The 16,484-nt window shown below is 72.4% G+C and carries 16 protein-coding genes; 4 read left to right on the top strand and 12 right to left on the bottom strand.

From position 1 onward, the window contains the following. Positions 1–84 precede the first annotated feature (84 nt). Entirely contained in the window at positions 85–759 is a 675-nt protein-coding gene (locus tag E6R62_RS02950) for a 1-acyl-sn-glycerol-3-phosphate acyltransferase (RefSeq protein ID WP_136211026.1), read from the top strand. 17 nt (positions 760–776) lie between these two features. Here the strand turns inward: E6R62_RS02950 and E6R62_RS02955 are convergent, their stop codons facing one another. The 3 genes from E6R62_RS02955 to E6R62_RS02965 all read right to left on the bottom strand — a co-directional run bounded on the left by E6R62_RS02955 (position 777) and on the right by E6R62_RS02965 (position 4,412). Continuing rightward, positions 777–2,252, bottom strand: coding sequence for a membrane-associated oxidoreductase (locus tag E6R62_RS02955; protein WP_136211028.1), 1,476 nt, complete (start codon positions 2,250–2,252; stop codon positions 777–779). Between the two features lie 67 nt (positions 2,253–2,319). Next, complete coding sequence (locus tag E6R62_RS02960; RefSeq protein ID WP_136211030.1) at positions 2,320–3,864, bottom strand: MFS transporter; 1,545 nt, start codon at positions 3,862–3,864, stop codon at positions 2,320–2,322. Then, positions 3,861–4,412: a TetR/AcrR family transcriptional regulator gene (locus tag E6R62_RS02965; RefSeq protein WP_136211031.1), complete on the bottom strand. Its 552-nt coding sequence runs from the start codon at positions 4,410–4,412 to the stop codon at positions 3,861–3,863. The genes E6R62_RS02960 and E6R62_RS02965 overlap by 4 nt, the downstream gene beginning before the upstream one ends. Before the next feature lie 99 nt (positions 4,413–4,511). On the opposite strand from E6R62_RS02965, the gene E6R62_RS02970 reads away from it, so the two are divergent. After that, positions 4,512–5,021, top strand: coding sequence for an HAD domain-containing protein (locus tag E6R62_RS02970; protein ID WP_136211171.1), 510 nt, complete (start codon positions 4,512–4,514; stop codon positions 5,019–5,021). A 54-nt stretch (positions 5,022–5,075) separates the two neighbouring features. On the opposite strand, the gene argH is transcribed toward E6R62_RS02970, so the two are convergent. Then, positions 5,076–6,503, bottom strand: a complete 1,428-nt coding sequence (gene argH, locus E6R62_RS02975; protein ID WP_136211033.1) for an argininosuccinate lyase — start codon at positions 6,501–6,503, stop codon at positions 5,076–5,078. Between the two features lie 94 nt (positions 6,504–6,597). Next, complete coding sequence (locus tag E6R62_RS02980; RefSeq protein WP_136211035.1) at positions 6,598–7,791, bottom strand: argininosuccinate synthase; 1,194 nt, start codon at positions 7,789–7,791, stop codon at positions 6,598–6,600. Between the two features lie 217 nt (positions 7,792–8,008). Here E6R62_RS02980 and E6R62_RS02985 point away from each other — a divergent pair, with 217 nt between their 5' ends. Continuing rightward, positions 8,009–8,668 carry a L,D-transpeptidase family protein gene (locus tag E6R62_RS02985; RefSeq protein WP_240801450.1) on the top strand — a complete coding sequence of 220 codons (660 nt, stop codon included), beginning with the start codon at positions 8,009–8,011 and terminating at the stop codon, positions 8,666–8,668. A gap of 36 nt (positions 8,669–8,704) precedes the next feature. On the opposite strand, the gene E6R62_RS02990 is transcribed toward E6R62_RS02985, so the two are convergent. From E6R62_RS02990 to E6R62_RS03020, 7 genes are all read right to left on the bottom strand, one after another. Further along, positions 8,705–9,268 carry an arginine repressor gene (locus E6R62_RS02990; RefSeq protein ID WP_136211039.1) on the bottom strand — a complete coding sequence of 188 codons (564 nt, stop codon included), beginning with the start codon at positions 9,266–9,268 and terminating at the stop codon, positions 8,705–8,707. Positions 9,269–9,275: 7 nt separating this feature from the next. Then, positions 9,276–10,538 (bottom strand): acetylornithine transaminase, encoded by a 1,263-nt coding sequence (locus E6R62_RS02995; protein ID WP_136211041.1) that lies wholly within the window; start codon positions 10,536–10,538, stop codon positions 9,276–9,278. Further along, a complete protein-coding gene (gene argB, locus E6R62_RS03000) occupies positions 10,535–11,473 on the bottom strand; it encodes an acetylglutamate kinase (RefSeq protein ID WP_136211043.1) in 939 nt (312 codons plus the stop codon). Before argB ends, E6R62_RS02995 begins: the two co-directional genes overlap by 4 nt. Beyond that, complete coding sequence (argJ, locus tag E6R62_RS03005; RefSeq protein WP_136211045.1) at positions 11,470–12,666, bottom strand: bifunctional glutamate N-acetyltransferase/amino-acid acetyltransferase ArgJ; 1,197 nt, start codon at positions 12,664–12,666, stop codon at positions 11,470–11,472. Before argJ ends, argB begins: the two co-directional genes overlap by 4 nt. Before the next feature lie 37 nt (positions 12,667–12,703). Then, positions 12,704–13,732, bottom strand: coding sequence for an N-acetyl-gamma-glutamyl-phosphate reductase (gene argC / locus E6R62_RS03010; protein ID WP_136211047.1), 1,029 nt, complete (start codon positions 13,730–13,732; stop codon positions 12,704–12,706). A 79-nt stretch (positions 13,733–13,811) separates the two neighbouring features. After that, positions 13,812–14,330: a hypothetical protein gene (locus E6R62_RS03015; RefSeq protein WP_136211049.1), complete on the bottom strand. Its 519-nt coding sequence runs from the start codon at positions 14,328–14,330 to the stop codon at positions 13,812–13,814. Positions 14,331–14,495: 165 nt separating this feature from the next. Continuing rightward, entirely contained in the window at positions 14,496–15,065 is a 570-nt protein-coding gene (locus E6R62_RS03020) for a CGNR zinc finger domain-containing protein (RefSeq protein ID WP_136211173.1), read from the bottom strand. A gap of 84 nt (positions 15,066–15,149) precedes the next feature. Here E6R62_RS03020 and E6R62_RS03025 point away from each other — a divergent pair, with 84 nt between their 5' ends. Then, positions 15,150–16,433, top strand: a complete 1,284-nt coding sequence (locus E6R62_RS03025) for an MFS transporter (RefSeq protein ID WP_136211051.1) — start codon at positions 15,150–15,152, stop codon at positions 16,431–16,433. Positions 16,434–16,484 lie beyond the last annotated feature (51 nt).

Below are 16,484 nucleotides of genomic sequence, written 5' to 3' on the forward strand. Positions count from 1 at the left end.
ATCAGCGGTGACCCGCGAGTATCGTCCTCACCTGCACTACCACTGTGTCGTGCGAAGCCGCTTTTCGATGCCGGAGGGCTCACGTTGTTCCGTACCGCGCTCATCAAGGCCACCGTCGGATCGGTCATGCGGATGATGATCCGCACCCGGGTGGAGGGCATCGAGAACATTCCGGGCACCGGTCCGGTCATTCTCGCGGGCAACCACCTGACCTTCATCGACTCGATGATCCTGCCGTTGGTGTGCGACCGTACGGTCCACTTCATCGGCAAGGACGAGTACGTGACGGGCAAGGGCGTCAAGGGCCGTCTGATGGCCTGGTTCTTCACCGGCGCCGGCATGATCCCCGTGGACCGGGACGGCGCCAACGGCGGAGTAGCGGCCCTGATGACGGGCCGCCGCATCCTCGACGAGGGCAAGATCTTCGGCATCTACCCCGAGGGCACCCGCTCCCCCGACGGCCGGCTCTACCGCGGCCGCACCGGTATCGCCCGCCTCACCCTGATGACGGGCGCGCCCGTGGTGCCGTTCGCGATGATCGGCACCGACAAGCTCCAGCCCGGCGGCAAGGGCATGCCCCGCCCGGGCCGGGTGACCGTCCGCTTCGGCAGCCCGATGGAGTTCTCCCGGTACGAGGGCATGGACCGCGACCGGTACGTGCTGCGCGCCGTCACCGACTCGGTGATGGCCGAGGTCATGCGGCTGTCGGGCCAGGAGTACGTGGACATGTACGCCACGAAGGCCAAGGAGGCCGCGTAGGTCCTGACCGGCGAGCGCTACTGCCGCCGCAGTGACCGGCTGACGCCCGCGGCGGTCGTCGTCGCGAGGACCCAGCCGGTCACGATCAACAGGTATGACAGCCATTGGTACCAGCCGCCCGGCGCGAAGGCCTCCTCCTGGCCGAAGCCGATGATCGGCAGCATCAGGTCGATGGTGTAGAACACCGCGTTGAAGTCGGGGGCCTCCCCCGGCTTGAGCGGCCGGGGGTGGTGCAGGGCGTACGCGAGCGAGCCCGTCACCAGCAGCGCCAGCAGCCAGCCCGCCGCGCGCAGCGGGCGGAACCCGTAGCCGACCGTGCCGTCCTGGAGCAGGCCCCAGACCCTGGCGGGGCGGGGCAGCGTGCCGCGGTGTCGGCGGAGCTTGGCGAGCTGGACGGTCCGCGCCGCCTCCTCGTCGCCGGCCGTACGGTAGGCCGCCGCGAGCTGCTCGTAGGCGTACGGGAGGTACCCCGACTCCTCGCGCTCCAGCGCGGGCAGCCGCTGCTCGGCGGGCAGGTGGGGGGCGAGGGTGCGGTAGGTGAGGCCGTCGACGGCGATCCGCTCGGGCCAGCTGTGCGGCTCGATGTGGAGCATGTCGAGGGTGGAACGGCGCAGGTTCACATGGCCCCGGATCGGCGGGCACCGGCGCAGCCACAGCTCGCCGATGGAGCAGCTGGAGGCCCGGAGGGCGGTGCCGCCGGGGTTGGCGAGGTCGCTGCGGGTGAACATGGCCTGCCCCGGGATGCGCGATCCGGTGAGGTTGACCATGCCCCGGGCGTGCAGCCGGGCGGCACGCAGGTCGGTGCCGACGGTCAGCGTCTCGGCGTGCAGGGCTATCGCGCCTGGGTGGAGGAGGCGGGCGTCGTCGAGCTGGACCTGTCCGCCCACGGTGGCGCCGTTCAGCCGCAGTTGGCCGTGGACGGTGAGATCGTTGGCGATGATGTCGGTGCCGATCTCGGCGTGGTTGAGCTGGAGCGCGGCCTCGCCCTCGACCTCGCCCGGGGCCGGTTCGATCACGGCCCCCTGGAGGAAGAGACCACCGGCGATCCGCGCGCCCTGGAGGCGGACGGGCCCGGTGATCCGGCAGCAGGAGAGCCGCAGGACCACCTCGACACGCACGGTGGCGGCGGTCAGGCCGGGCAGGGTGGAGTAGCCGAGGACGAGCGCCTTCAACTGGGCCCCGTACAGGAGCGGCTTACGCTCGAACCAGCAGTCCCGCAGCCGGATCGGGTGGTCGACGACGGCGTACCTGAGGTCGAGCGGGCCGGTGATCCGCGCGCCCTTGACCTTGAGTCCGGCGACCTGGCCTTCTTCGACCGGCCCGGCGCCGAGCAGGAGGGCCCGGAGCACCTCGGCGCGGACGGTGCGGTCCGGTCCCCACCCGGCACCGTCGACGGAGCTGTCCTCGGGCTCTTCGCGGAAGTCGACGGCCTCGCCGCGCGGGAAGGCGTCCCACACGCGGCGTTCGGCGGGCGTCAGATCGTTGATCTCCATCGCGGGATGGTGTCCGGCGCGTCGACGGGGTGTCAACTTTGGCCGGAACAGCATCCCTTGGGGTGGCTCAGTGCTCGACGCCGTCCTGGAGTTCCTGCCCGCGGAGCAGGAACCAGGCGGCCGCGGCGGTCGCCAGCAGGACGGCCGCGCCGACTCCCGAGGCGAAGCGGAGCCCGTCGACGAAGGCGTCCTGGGCCGCGCCGACCATCGCCCCGGCGGTCTGCGGGTCCAGCATCCGGCCCGCCTCGACGGCGCCGCCCAGCGACTCGTGCGCCGCGTCGGCGACCGGCGCGGGGACCGAGGCGGGGGCGGTGAACCCCTGGTAGACGCCGGTCACGATGGAGCCGAGCAGGGCGATGCCGAGGGCGGCGCCCAGCTCGTAGGCGGTCTCGGACACGGCCGAGGCCGAACCGGCCTGCTCCTTGGGGACACTGGAGAGGATCACGTCGGCGGTGACGGTGAAGGAGAATCCGGCGCCGAGGCCGACGACGAGCAGGGCCGCGCCGAGCAGCGGGTAACCGCTCTCCTTGTGGAGCAGGGTGAGCGCGCCCAGGGCCAGGCCGATGGCGGCCAGACCGCCGCTGACGATGACGCGGACCGAGTACCGGCGGGCGTAGCGGCCGGCGAGCAGACCGGTGGCGACCGCGCCGATCGCGGCGGGCAGTTCGGCCAGGCCCGCCTCCAGCGGGTCGCGGCCCTGGACGAGCTGGAGGAACTGGGAGAGGAAGAAGACGAGTCCGGACAGCCCGAAGACGGTGAGCAGGTCGGCGAGGACCGCCCCGGAGAAGCCCCGGTGCTTGAACAGTCGCATGTCGAGCAGCGGCGCGCCCAGCGTGAACTGGCGTCGCACGAAGGCGTACAGGGCTCCGGCGCCGAGGACGGCGGTGGCACCGACCGCCGGGGTGACGCCGTGGGTGGCGACTTCCTTGACGGCGTAGACCACACCGATGACGCCGATCAGCGAGAGGCCGACACTGGGCAGGTCCCAGGGGCCGGCGACGGGGTTCTTCGACTCCGGCAGCAGCTTGACTCCGACGACGACCAGGACGGCCATCACGGGCAGGTTGATGAGGAAGACCGAGCCCCAGTAGAAGTGCTGGAGCAGGGCTCCGCCGACGACCGGCCCCACGGCTGCACCCGCCGAGGCGGTGGCGCCCCAGATCCCGATGGCGAGACTGCGCTCCTTCGGGTCGTGGAAGATGTTGCGGATCAGCGCGAGGGTGGACGGCATGAGGGTCGCGCCGGCCACGCCGAGCAGCGCCCGGGCCGCGATCATCATCTCGGGGCTGGTGGCGCAGGCGTTCAGCACGGAGACGGCACCGAAGGCCGTGGCGCCTATGAGGAGCAGCTTCTTGCGGCCGATCCGGTCGCCGAGCGAGCCCATGGAGACGAGCAACCCGGCGATGACGAAGGAGTAGATGTCGCCGATCCACAGCAGTTGGGTGCCGGACGGCTCCAGGTCCTCGCTGAGGGAGGGGGTGGCGAGACCGAGTACGGTGGCGTCGACCGCGACCAGCAGCACGGCCAGGACGAGCACGCAGAGCGCGAGCCACCTGCCGCCGCCCTTCACCTCCGCTTCCCCCTGCCGCGTGAGCTGTTCGGTACGGGTCATTTCTCCACACTCCGTCGTGCGCCACCGAGCAACAGCTCGGTGATCATGTATTGGAAGTCCTTGGCCGCGACCCGGCCGTCCATGACGGCCCAGGCGCAGGTGCCGATGAGGCCGTAGAGGGCCTCGGTGAGCCAGGCGGGGCTCAGGTCGATCCGGATGGTCCCCTCGTCCTGACCGCGCCGGAACAGGGCGCCGACTCGGGCGTCGAGCCTGGCCCATCCCTCGTGGACCTGGTCGCCCTCGAAGAGCTGGTTCTCGGTGACGAGGAAGGCCAGCAGTTGGGCGTTGGGCTCCGTCTCGGCGATCAGGCGCCGCAGCGCCTCGACGGCCGTCCCCTCGCCCAGGCGGGCCTTGTCGAACGCCACCTCGAACTCGCGGATGCCCATTTCCTCCAGGGCCCGTACGAGGGCGTCGCGCCCGGCGAAGTGTCGGTGCAGGGTCGCCCGCCCGATGCCGGCGGCGCGGGCGACCTCGTCCATCGTCGCGGTCGATTTGCGGGAAAGCAGGGCCGCCGCGTCGCGGAGCACCTGGTCACGATCCATGGCCATGAGACAACTGTACCCCAAATGAGACGTTGATGTCTCATTCCTTGTGAATATCGGGCTGCCCCGGGGGCGCCCGGAAGGGATCATGCCGAGATGGAACCGCTGAAGCCGCTGCTGTTGATCGACGTCGACGGACCGCTGAACCCCTACGCGGCCAAGCCCCAGCGCCGCCCCGAGGGCTACAGCACCCACCGGATGCGCCCGAGGGGTTGGTCGGAGGCGGAGAGTCGCAGGCCCCTGCGGGTGTGGTTGAACCGGGGCCACGGCGCGGAGCTGCTCGCACTGGCGGACACGTACGAACTGGTCTGGGCGACGACCTGGAAGGACGAGGCGAACGACTGGATAGGACCGCACCTGGGGCTGCCGCGGCTCCCCTTCATCGACTGGCCGCGAATGCACGGGCGGGCGCCGCGCGGCACCTTCTGGAAGACGCAGTACGTCGTGGAGTACGCGGGCCACCGGCCGTTCGCGTGGGTCGACGACGACATCACGGCCATGGACCGGGAGTACGTCGACCGGCTCCACCCGGCGCCGGCTCTGCTGATGCGGATCGACGAGCGGGTCGGGCTGCTCCCGGCGGACTTCGAGGCGCTCGCGGCGTGGCCGGCGTAGACGACGAAGGGGCGGCCGGAGCGGGTGCTCCGGCCGCCCCTCACGGGGACGCGGCTACTGCTTGTGCGCGGCCCAGGCGTGCTGGATGACCAGGTCCGCCTTGAGTTCGGTCAGCTGCGTCGCCACCGCCGACGGCGCGGTGCCGCCGCGACCGTTGCGGGAGGCGAGGGCGCCCTTGACGTTGAGGACCGTGCGGACCTCCGGCGTCAGGTGCTCCGAGATCTTCGCGAACTGCGCGTCCGTGAGCTCGTCCAGTTCGATGCCGAGCGCCTCGCACTCCTTGACGCACTCGCCGGCCACCTCGTGCGCGACCCGGAACGGCACGCCCTGCTTGACCAGCCACTCCGCGATGTCCGTCGCGAGCGAGAAGCCGGCCGGGGCCAGCTCCTCCATCCGCTCGCGGTTGACCGTGAGCGTCGCCATCATTCCGGTGAAGGCGGGCAGCAGCACCTCCAGGGTGTCGCAGGAGTCGAACACCGGCTCCTTGTCCTCCTGGAGGTCGCGGTTGTACGCGAGCGGGAGGGCCTTGAGCGTGGCGAGCAGGCCGGTCAGGTTGCCGATGAGGCGGCCCGACTTGCCGCGCGCCAGCTCCGCGATGTCCGGGTTCTTCTTCTGCGGCATGATCGACGACCCGGTGGAGAAGGCGTCGTGCAGCGTCACGAAGGAGAACTCCTTCGTGTTCCAGATGATGATCTCCTCCGCGATCCGGGACAGGTTGATCCCGATCATCGCGGTGATGAAGGCGAACTCGGCGACGAAGTCACGGGAGGCCGTGCCGTCGATGGAGTTGCCGACCGACCCGCGCTCGAAGCCGAGGTCCGCGGCGACCGCCTCCGGGTCCAGGCCGAGCGAGGAGCCGGCCAGGGCGCCGGAGCCGTACGGCGAGACCGCGGTGCGGGTGTCCCACTGGCGCAGCCGCTCCGCGTCCCGGGACAGGGACTGCACGTGGGCCAGTACGTGGTGGGCGAAGAGCACCGGCTGCGCGTGCTGGAGGTGGGTGCGGCCCGGCATGGCCACGTCGGCGTGCGCCTCGGCGAGCCCCACCAGCGCGTCCTGGAGGTCGGCGAGCAGACCGCCGACGATCCGGGCGTGGTCGCGCAGGTACATGCGGAAGAGGGTGGCCACCTGGTCGTTGCGGGACCGGCCGGCGCGCAGCTTGCCGCCGAGGTCGGCGCCGAGCCGCTCCAGCAGGCCCCGCTCCAGGGCGGTGTGCACGTCCTCGTCGGCGATGGTGCCGGTGAAGGAACCGTCGGCCACGTCGGCTTCGAGCCGGTCCAGGCCCGCGATCATGCGGTCAAGCTCGTCCGCCGTGAGCAGGCCCGCCTTGGCGAGCACACGCGCGTGGGCACGGGAGCCGGCGATGTCGTAGGGCGCCAGGCGCCAGTCGAAGTGGACGGACGCGGACAACTTGGCCAGGGCCTCGGCCGGGCCGTCGGCGAACCGGCCGCCCCAGAGCCGGACGTCACCGTTGTTGCTGCTCACAGCTACTGCTCCTCAAGAGGGTGGATGTACGGCCGGCTCCCTGTCGCGGAGGGAAACAGGGAGCCGGCCTTGGTACTGCGTGAAACGACTCGGCTCAGGCGAGGTCGCGGCGCGCGGCGATCTTCGAGGACAGACCGAAGATCTCGATGAAGCCCTGGGCCTTCGACTGGTCGAAGGTGTCGCCCGAGTCGTAGGTGGCCAGGTTGAAGTCGTACAGCGACGCGTCCGACCTGCGGCCGGTGACGACGGCGCGACCGCCGTGCAGCGTCATCCGGATGTCGCCGGTGACGTGCCGGTTGGCCTCGTCGATGAAGCCGTCCAGGGCTCGCTTGAGCGGGGAGAACCACAGGCCGTCGTAGACCAGCTCGCCCCAGCGCTGCTCGACCTGCCGCTTGTAGCGGGCCAGCTCGCGCTCGACGGTGACGTTCTCCAGCTCCTGGTGGGCGGTGATCAGGGCGATCGCGCCCGGGGCCTCGTACACCTCGCGGGACTTGATGCCGACGAGACGGTCCTCGACGATGTCGATCCGGCCGACGCCCTGGGCGCCGGCGCGCTCGTTGAGCCGCTGGATGGCCTGGAGCACGGTGACGGGCTCGCCGTCCACGGCGACCGGGACGCCCTCCTTGAAGGAGATGACGACCTCGTCGGGCTCGCGCGGGCCGGCCGGGTTCGCGGTGTACTCGTAGATGTCCTCGATCGGGGCGTTCCAGATGTCCTCCAGGAAGCCCGTCTCGACGGCGCGCCCGAAGACGTTCTGGTCGATGGAGTAGGGGGACTTCTTGGTGGTGGCGATCGGGAGGTTCTTCTGCTCGCAGAAGGCGATGGCCTTGTCGCGCGTCATGGCGTAGTCGCGGACCGGGGCGACGCAGGCGAGGTCGGGGCCGAGGGCGGCGATGCCCGCCTCGAAGCGGACCTGGTCGTTGCCCTTGCCGGTGCAGCCGTGGGCGACGGTCGTCGCGCCGTGCTTGCGGGCGGCGGAGACGAGGTGCTTGACGATCGTGGGCCTGGAGAGCGCCGAGACCAGCGGGTAGCGGTCCATGTAGAGGGCGTTCGCCTTGATCGCCGGGAGGCAGTACTCCTCGGCGAATTCGTCCTTGGCGTCCGCGACCTCGGCCTCGACGGCGCCGCAGGCGAGCGCCCGCTTGCGGATGACGTCCAGGTCCTCACCGCCCTGACCGACGTCCACGGCGACGGCGATGACCTCGGCGCCCGTCTCCTCGGCGATCCAGCCGATGGCGACGGAGGTGTCAAGGCCGCCTGAATAGGCGAGTACGACGCGCTCGGTCACGGGCTTCTCCTCACGGTGCAAGCAACAACAGGCATAACTATGCACTGCTCCGTATGTTTCGTCAATCGACCGGCGTCGAGGCCTTGCCGGCGCGGTGAGGTGCGGAGCGTGGCGAACGTGGGCCCGGTGGGTGAGGGGGCGGCCTGTCGGGCGGGGACGGGGTGGGGGCGGGCGTAGCGTCTGGGGCGTGCTGCGTACCGCTCTCCTCGCCGGGTCGCTGGTGGTCGCCTGCCTGCTCCCCCACGGCTCGAAGCCCTTGCCCGCCCGTCTCGCCGACACGGGCGGCGGGAGTCAGCTCATCGTCGCCGTCGCGCCCTCGGAGGGCTCCGACGTCGGGTGGCTGACCTGGTGGGACCGGCGCGCGGGCCGGTGGTACGAGGAGGGGCGGGCGCCCGCGCGGTTCGGGGCGAAGGGGCTGGCGGAGGGGGCGAGCCGGGTCCAGGGGACGAACACCACCCCGACCGGGCTGTACGACCTGCCGTACGCCTTCGGCCTCGCGCACGCCCCGGCGGGTACCGAGTACCCCTACCGTCGGGTGTCGGAGCGCTCCTGGTGGTGCCAGGACAACGCCTCGGACAGCTACAACCGCTGGGTGGAGCCGCTGCCGGCCGACTGCGCGCCGGGCGAGGCGGAACACCTGGCCGCGTACGAGAAGCAGTACGGGCACGTCCTGGTCGTCGGCTTCAACTACGACCGGCCGGTGCGCGGCCGGGGCGCGGGCATCTTCCTGCACGTCGACGGGAAGGGCGCGACGGCCGGTTGCGTATCCGTGCCGGAGCGGAGCATGCGGGCGGTCCTGCGCTGGGCGAACCCGCGCAGGCACCCGCACATCGTGATCGGTACGGAGACCGGGCCCCTGGCCGTGACGCGCTACTAGGGCGGCGCCGGGTCGGTCCTGAGGCGGCGAGCCGGGTCAGCTCTCCTTCTGCGCCAGCCGGAGCAGGTGGTCCGCGAGGGCCTGGCCGCCCGCCGGGTCGCGACTGATCAGCATCAAGGTGTCGTCCCCGGCGATCGTGCCGAGGATCGACCGGAGTTCCGCCTGGTCGATGGCCGAGGCGAGGAACTGGGCCGCCCCCGGCGGGGTGCGCAGGACCACGAGGTTCGCGGACGCCTCCGCCGAGATCAGCAGTTCCCCGGAGAGGCGCCGCATGCGCTCCTCCTTCGCCGACTCGCCGAGCGGTGCCTGCGGGGTGCGGAAGCCGCCCTCGCTCGGAACCGCGTAGATCAGCTCGCCGCCCGTGTTGCGGATCTTGACCGCGCCCAGCTCGTCGAGGTCCCGGGAGAGCGTCGCCTGGGTGACGCTCAGTCCGTCGTCGGCGAGCAGCTTGGCCAGCTGGCTCTGCGAGCGGACCGGCTGCCGGTTGAGGATGTCCACGATCCGGCGGTGGCGGGCGGTGCGGGTCTGCGGAACGGACGGACCGCCCCCGGACTCCGTCTGGGTCGATCCCCAGGGCTCGTGTTCCTGCGCCTGACTCATCGTCGTCTCATTCCCCGGTTCGTCCGTCCCCATTGGCCCCGTCCGACGCGGCCCGGGCCGCGTCGAGGACGCCCGGCAGCGCCCGGACGAACGCGTCCGCCTCGGCCTCGGTCAGTACGAACGGCGGCATGAGCCGTACGACGTCGGGGGCGGGCGCGTTGACCAGGAAGCCGGCGTCCTGAGCCGCCTTCTGCACCAGCGGTGCGAGGGGCTCGGTCAGCACGATACCCAGCAAAAGGCCCGCGCCACGGACGTGCGCGACGAGCCCGTGCCCGGAGCCCTCGATTCCGGAGCGCAACCGCTCCCCCCGCGCCTTGACCCGGTCGAGCAGTCCGTCGGCGGCGATGGTGTCGATCACGGCGAGTCCGGCGGCGCAGGCGACCGGGTTCCCGCCGAAGGTGGTGCCATGCTGTCCGGGCTGGAGCAGGTCGGCGGCGGGACCGAAGGCGACCACCGCGCCGATCGGCAGCCCGCCGCCCAGTCCCTTGGCGAGGGTGACGAGGTCCGGCTCCACGCCCTCGTGCGCCTGGTGCTCGAACCACTGGCCGCAGCGCCCGATGCCGGTCTGTACCTCGTCGAGGACGAGCAGCGTCCCGGTGGCCCGGGTGATCTCGCGGGCGGCCGTCAGATAACCGGCCGGGGGGACGACGACACCGTTCTCGCCCTGGATGGGTTCGATCACCACCAACGCGGTGTCCTCGGTGACGGCGGCCCGCAGGGCCTCCACGTCGCCGTAGGGGACGTGGGTGACGTCACCGGGCAGGGGCAGGAAGGGGGTCTGCTTGCCGGGCTGGCCGGTGAGCGCGAGCGCGCCCATGGTCCGGCCGTGGAAGCCGCCGTCGGTGGCGACCATGTGGGTGCGCCCGGTGAGCCGGCCGATCTTGAAGGCGGCCTCGACGGCCTCGGCGCCGGAGTTGCAGAAGAAGACCCGGCCGGGGCGCCCGAAGAGCTGGAGCAGCCGCTCGCCGAGCGCGAGCACCGGTTCGGAGGCGTACAGGTTGGAGACGTGACCCAGGGTGGAGATCTGGCCGGTCACGGCCGCGACCACCGCCGGGTGCGCGTGCCCGAGGGCGTTGACGGCGATCCCGCCGACGAAGTCGGTGTACTGCCTCCCGTCCGCGTCCCAGACCTGCGCGCCCGCACCGCGTACGAGAGCGAGCGCCGGGGTGCCGTAGTTGTTGGTCAGCGCCCCCTGCCAGCGGGCCGCGTAGTCCTGGTTCCCGGTCGTGCCGGTGTCCTGGTTTCCGGTCGTGCCGGTCGTGCCGGTCATTCGGGTTCCCCTCCCTGTGCGTCGGGCACGACCATGGTGCCGATGCCCTCGTCCGTGAAGATCTCCAGCAGGATCGAGTGCGGGACCCGGCCGTCGATCACGCGGGCGGTGCTGACACCGCCGCGGACGGCGTGCAGGCAGCCCTCCATCTTGGGCACCATGCCGCTGGACAACTCGGGCAGCAGCTTCTCCAACTGGCTCACCGTCAGCCGGCTGATGACCTCGTCGCTGTCGGGCCAGTCCGCGTACAGACCCTCGACGTCGGTGAGGACCATCAGCGTCTCGGCGCCGAGCGCGGCGGCGAGCGCCGCGGCCGCCGTGTCGGCGTTGACGTTGTACACGTGGTGGTCGTCGGCGCTGCGGGCGATGGAGGAGATGACCGGGATGCGGCCGTCCGCCAACAGTGCCTCGATCGCGCCGGTGTCGATGGCGGTGATCTCACCGACCCGCCCGATGTCGACGTGTTCGCCGTCGATCCGCGGGCTGTGCTTGACGGCGGTGATGGTGTGGGCGTCCTCGCCGGTCATGCCGACGGCGAGCGGCCCGTGCTGGTTGAGCAGGCCGACCAGCTCCCGCTGCACCTGACCCGCCAGCACCATCCGTACGACGTCCATGGCCTCGGGGGTGGTGACGCGCAGGCCCGCCTTGAACTCGCTGACCAGGCCCTGCTTGTCGAGCTGGGCGTTGATCTGGGGGCCGCCGCCGTGCACCACGACGGGCTTGAGGCCGGCCTGGCGCAGGAAGACCACGTCCTGGGCGAAGGCCGCCTTCAGGTCCTCGTCGATCATGGCGTTGCCGCCGAACTTGATGACGACGACCTTGCCGTTGTGCCGGGTGAGCCAGGGCAGCGCCTCGATGAGGATCTGCGCCTTGGGCAGCGCGGTGTGCTTGCGCGCGGTTCCGGTGCCGGGCTGTCCGGCCTTGTCGTCGCTCATGAGCTGTAGGCGCTGTTCTCGTGGACGTACTCGGCGGTCAGGTCGTTGGCCCAGATCACGGCGGATTCGGAGCCGGTGGCGAGGTCGGCGGTGATGCGGACCTCGCGGTCCTTCATCGAGACCAGGTCGCGGTCCTCGCCGACGCTGCCGTTCTTGCAGACCCAGACGCCGTTGATGGCGACGTTCAGCCGGTCCGGGTCGAAGGAGGCCTTGGTGGTGCCGATCGCGGAGAGCACCCGGCCCCAGTTGGGGTCCTCACCGTGAATGGCGCACTTGAGGAGGTTGTTTCGGGCGATGGAGCGGCCCACCTCGACCGCGTCGTCTTCGCTCGCCGCCCCGACGACCTCGATGCGGATGTCCTTGCTGGCGCCCTCGGCGTCCCCGATGAGCTGCCGGGCCAGGTCCGCGCACACGGCCCGTACCGCCTCCGCGAACTCCTCGTACGCGGGCACCCGGCCCGACGCGCCGGAGGCGAGGAGCAGCACCGTGTCGTTGGTGGACATGCAGCCGTCGGAGTCGACCCGGTCGAAGGTGGTGCGGGTGGCGGCGCGCAGCGCCTTGTCGAGGGTGGCGCTGTCCAGGTCGGCGTCGGTGGTGAGGACGACGAGCATGGTGGCCAGGCCCGGGGCGAGCATGCCCGCGCCCTTGGCCATGCCGCCGACCGTCCAGCCGCCCCCACCGTCCGGATGGGAGGACCCGCGGCTGACGACGGCCGTCTTGTGGACGGTGTCCGTCGTCTTGATGGCGATGGCGGCATCCTCGCCGCCGTCGGCGGAGAGGGCGGCGACCGCCGTGTCGACGCCCGGGAGCAGCTTGTCCATGGGCAGCAGCACACCGATCAGCCCGGTGGAGGCGACGACGATCTCGCCGGCGTTGTGCTCGGCGCCGCTCCCGTGCCCGTTGAGCGCGGCCGCCACCTTCTCGGCGGTGGCGTGGGTGTCCTGGAAGCCCTTGGGGCCGGTGCAGGCGTTGGCACCGCCGGAGTTGAGGATCACCGCGCTGACGGTGCCGCCGCGCAGTACCTGCTCGGACCAGTGGACGGGCGCGGCCTTGACGCGGTTGGAGGTGAAGACGCCCGCGGCGGCCAGACGCGGTCCGTTGTTGACCACGAGGGCCAGGTCCGGGTTGCCGTTCGCCTTGATCCCGGCGGCGATGCCCGCGGCCGTGAATCCCTGTGCTGCCGTGACGCTCACTGCATCTCCTTGTTCGTGGTGGCCTCGGGGGTGACGCTCACGGAGCGACTCCGACCGCGGAGAGCCCGAGCTGCTCGGGCAGCCCGAGGGCGATGTTCATGCTCTGCACCGCTCCGCCGGCGGTGCCCTTGGTGAGGTTGTCGATGGCGCTGATCGCGATGATCCGTCGGGCGGAGCCGTCGTAGGCGACCTGGACCTGCGCGGCGTTCGAACCCTGCACCGACTGGGTGGCGGGCCACTGCCCCTCCGGGAGGAGGTGGACGAAGGGCTCGTCCGCGTACGCCTTCTCGTACGCGGCGCGGACCGCGTCGGCCGTGGCGCCGGGCAGGGCCTTGGCGGAGCAGGTGGCGAGGATGCCCCGGGCCATGGGCACCAGGGTCGGGGTGAAGGAGACCGACACCCGCTCTCCGGCGAGCGGGCTCAGGTTCTGCACCATCTCGGGGGTGTGCCGGTGGCCGCCGCCCACCCCGTACGGGCTGACGGAGCCCATGACCTCGGAGCCGAGCAGGTGCGGCTTGAGCGCCTTGCCGGCGCCGGAGGTGCCGGTGGCGGCGACGATCACGGCCTCGGGCTCGGCGAGGCCGGCCGCGTACGCCGGGAACAGGGCGAGCGAGACGGCGGTCGGGAAGCAGCCGGGGACGGCGATGCGCTTGGTCCCCTCCAACGCGGCGCGGGCGCCGGGGAGTTCGGGGAGGCCGTAGGGCCAGGTGCCGGCGTGCGGCGCCCCGTAGAAGGCGTCCCAGTCGGCGGAGTCCTTGAGCCGGTGGTCGGCGCCCATGTCGACGACGAGCACGTCCTCGCCGAGTTGCGCGGCGACGGCGGCGGACTGGCCGTGCGGCAGCGCGAGGAAGACGACGTCGTGCCCGGCGAGCACCTCCGGGGTGGTCGCCTCCAGCGTCCGGCCCGCGAGGGGTACGAGGTGCGGCTGGAGCGCGCCGAGGAGCTGTCCCGCGTTGGTGTTGCCGGTCAGCGCGCCGATCTCCACCTCGGGGTGGGCGAGGAGCAGGCGCAGGACTTCCCCGCCCGCGTATCCGCTCGCTCCGGCCACCGCTACACGTACCACCATCGGACCTCCTCCTCGATGGCATGACTATACGGTTCTACGCAGTTTTATGCAAAGGACTTCCCGGGCCGGGCGCGGTGGCTCAGGGTCGAGGCGCGGCCGGCGGCGGGTGGTCGAGCGGGGGTCGGGACCAAGGCGCGTCCAGGCCCTCGGACTCCGGCCGCGGCCCGGGTTCACGGAGCCGGTCGACCGCCGTGACGGCGGTGGGCATCGCGTTCGGGTCGGCACCGCCGCCCGCCGGCGCGGCGACGGCTTCCGCGTGGCCGGCGGCGAACGCGCCCGGCCGGACCTGCGCCTTCCCGCCCGTCAGCTCGTTCCCCTCCGTCAGCCCGGGCGCCGCCTCCAGGAGGGTGGGGGCCCGCTCCACCGGTTCGTCCGCCGCCGGGCCGGGCGCGGGAAGAGGCGCCAACCCCGCGACGCGTTCGAAGGACCGCACCCGGTACGACGTCGACTCCCGCATCCGGTCGAGGTCGGGGGCGGGGACAGGGTGGACCGGCGCGCCCGACTCGTCGGCCAGGTCGTTGTCGGCGACGTGGTCGTCCACCGGCACCACCGGCACGGTCCGTTCGTCGGTCCCGATCAGGTCACCGAGCGCGGCCATGAGCCCTCCCGCGGTCCCGGGCCGGGCGTGCCACCCCTTATGACGAGCCCTGCCGCCCGTTCGAGAGGTCGACCGCCGGTCCTTGCCGACGAGCCTACGCCGCACCCGACGGGGTGTCCTCGGGAAGCCGCCGACCCCGGCGCCGCGGGCACCCCGGACTCCCGGTCATGCGTTGCGGGCGCGGAAGGCCGCGGCCTTGGTGCGGTTCTGGCAGGCGGTGGAGCAGTACTGGCGGGCCGCGTTGCGGGAGGTGTCGACGTACACGCGGTCGCAGCGGTCGGCCCGGCACACGCCGAGCCGGCCGGCGAGGCCCCCGCCCACCGCCAGGGCCAGCGCGGTCGCGCAACCGGCGCCGCATCCCGCGGCGAAGGAGTCGTCCGGACCGTGGAAGTGCACCTGCCACCCCCCGCCGGCGGCGCGGTCCAGCCGGGGGCGCGCCGCGGTGTCGCGCAGCAGGGCGTTCACGGCCCGGGCGGCGACGTCCGGCTCCCCGTCCTGCATCGCCCGGAAGACCTCGCGCATCCGGCGCGCCGTCCCGACCATGTAGTCGGCCTGCGCGGCGTCGATGTCGCGCGGCAGCGAGGCGGCGAACCGCCCCACGGCGGCGTCGATCACCTCCGGCAGGTCCGCGGCATCCGGCGTGGCGTACGGGCGACCGCGCGCCTCCCCGTCGGTCAACGCGTTCACGAGCGAGACGGCTTGTTCCAGCAGTACCGCGACGTGACTGTCGAACATCACTTGACCAGTCACTCCCTCCATGGCTAGCGTTCCCGTGACTGACATTACCCGGTTGGACAGTTACGTGAGGGGCTTGCGGACATGCCGCGGACCGTATGGCTGCTGGTGGTGGCTCGGGCGATCAACCGGCTCGGCGCCTTCTCCCTGCCCTTCCTGACGGTCCTGATCAGTACGGACTTCGGCGCGAGCGCCGCCACCGCCGGCCTGCTCTCCGCCGCCTTCGGCCTCGCGACGATTCCCTCCCGACTGGCCGGCGGGCGCCTGGCGGCCCGCCTCGGGCGGCGGCGCACGATCGTGCTGGGCCTCACGGGTTGCGCCGTCGCGCAACTGGGGATCGCCACGGCCGGCTCCCTGGTCGCGGTGGCGGCCTTCGCGGTCCTGCTCGGACTCGTCTTCGAGCTGTACGAGCCGCCGAGCCAGGCGATGATCGCGGACGCCGTCGAGCCCGCCGAGCGGGTGCGGGCGTTCGGTCTGCTGGGCGCTGCGCTCGCCGCCGGCGGCACCGGCGCCGGCCTGATCGCGGCGGCGCTCGGCCGGTCGGACCTGCGCCTGCTCTTCGTCGCCGACGCGCTCACCTGTCTGGCCTGCGCGCTGGTCCTGCGCTTCACGTTGCCCGCCGACCGCCCCTACCGGGCGCCCTGCGGGCCAGAGGGGCGCCCGGAGCCGGTGCGGCCCTGGCGGGACCGGGCGCTGTGGGCCATGTTCCTCGCCGGCAGCGCCTTCGCGCTGGTGTCGATGCAGATCGTCGTCGCGCTGCCGCTCGGCCTGGCCCGGTCCGGCTTCGAGCCGGCCGACGCGGGACTGTTGTTCACGGTCTCGGCCCTGACCGCCGTCGCGGCCCAGCCGGCGCTGCGCCTGCGCCGCCTCGCCGCACTGTCCGCCTCGACGGCGCTCGCCCTCGGCCACACCCTGATGGCGATCGGCCTGGCGGGGTACGCGGTGGCCCACACCCTGTCCGGGTTCGTGGTGGCCACCGCGGTGTGGAGCCTGGGCGACGTGCTCGTCCTCGGCCGGGCGTTCGGTGTCGTGGCGGGGCTCGCGCCGCCGGGCGGCACGGACCGCTACCTCGCCGTGTACGGCCTCAGTTGGGGCATCGCCACGACCGCCGCCCCGGTCACCGCCACCCAGCTCCTCGCCCACGCCGGGGTCGCCGCCCTGTGGGTCGGCACGGCGGGCCTCTGCCTCGCCCTCGCCGCCGTCCAACTCCTCGTGGTCGGACCGCTCGTCGGCCGCGCGCCGCGACCCCGGGCGGCAGCCGCCGCTCGGGCCGTCCGGGTCGACTCCGGTACGGGCACCCGCTCCGGCGCCGATGCGGGCTCCGGCCCCGGTTCGAACCCCGGCCCCGGCTCCGGCCCGGGCCGGTGACCCCCGGGCCACCGGGCCGATGTCCGCCGGGCCACCGGGCCGCCGAGATGC

It is taken from the genome of Streptomyces sp. A1136, assembly GCF_004795055.1.
In the GTDB taxonomy this organism is placed as follows: Bacteria; Actinomycetota; Actinomycetes; order Streptomycetales; family Streptomycetaceae; genus Streptomyces.

Excerpts from the sequence above, each read along its gene's own strand:
- E6R62_RS02955 (WP_136211028.1), bottom strand. The coding sequence starts at position 2,252 with ATGGAGATCAACGATCTGACGCCCGCCGAACGCCGCGTGTGGGACGCC.
- E6R62_RS02960 (WP_136211030.1), bottom strand. The coding sequence starts at position 3,864 with ATGACCCGTACCGAACAGCTCACGCGGCAGGGGGAAGCGGAGGTGAAG.
- E6R62_RS02965 (WP_136211031.1), bottom strand. The coding sequence starts at position 4,412 with ATGGCCATGGATCGTGACCAGGTGCTCCGCGACGCGGCGGCCCTGCTT.
- E6R62_RS02990 (WP_136211039.1), bottom strand. The coding sequence starts at position 9,268 with ATGAGTCAGGCGCAGGAACACGAGCCCTGGGGATCGACCCAGACGGAG.
- E6R62_RS02995 (WP_136211041.1), bottom strand. The coding sequence starts at position 10,538 with ATGACCGGCACGACCGGCACGACCGGAAACCAGGACACCGGCACGACC.
- argB (WP_136211043.1), bottom strand. The coding sequence starts at position 11,473 with ATGAGCGACGACAAGGCCGGACAGCCCGGCACCGGAACCGCGCGCAAG.
- argC (WP_136211047.1), bottom strand. The coding sequence starts at position 13,732 with ATGGTGGTACGTGTAGCGGTGGCCGGAGCGAGCGGATACGCGGGCGGG.
- E6R62_RS03015 (WP_136211049.1), bottom strand. The coding sequence starts at position 14,330 with ATGGCCGCGCTCGGTGACCTGATCGGGACCGACGAACGGACCGTGCCG.
- E6R62_RS03020 (WP_136211173.1), bottom strand. The coding sequence starts at position 15,065 with ATGTTCGACAGTCACGTCGCGGTACTGCTGGAACAAGCCGTCTCGCTC.
- E6R62_RS03025 (WP_136211051.1), top strand. The coding sequence starts at position 15,150 with ATGCCGCGGACCGTATGGCTGCTGGTGGTGGCTCGGGCGATCAACCGG.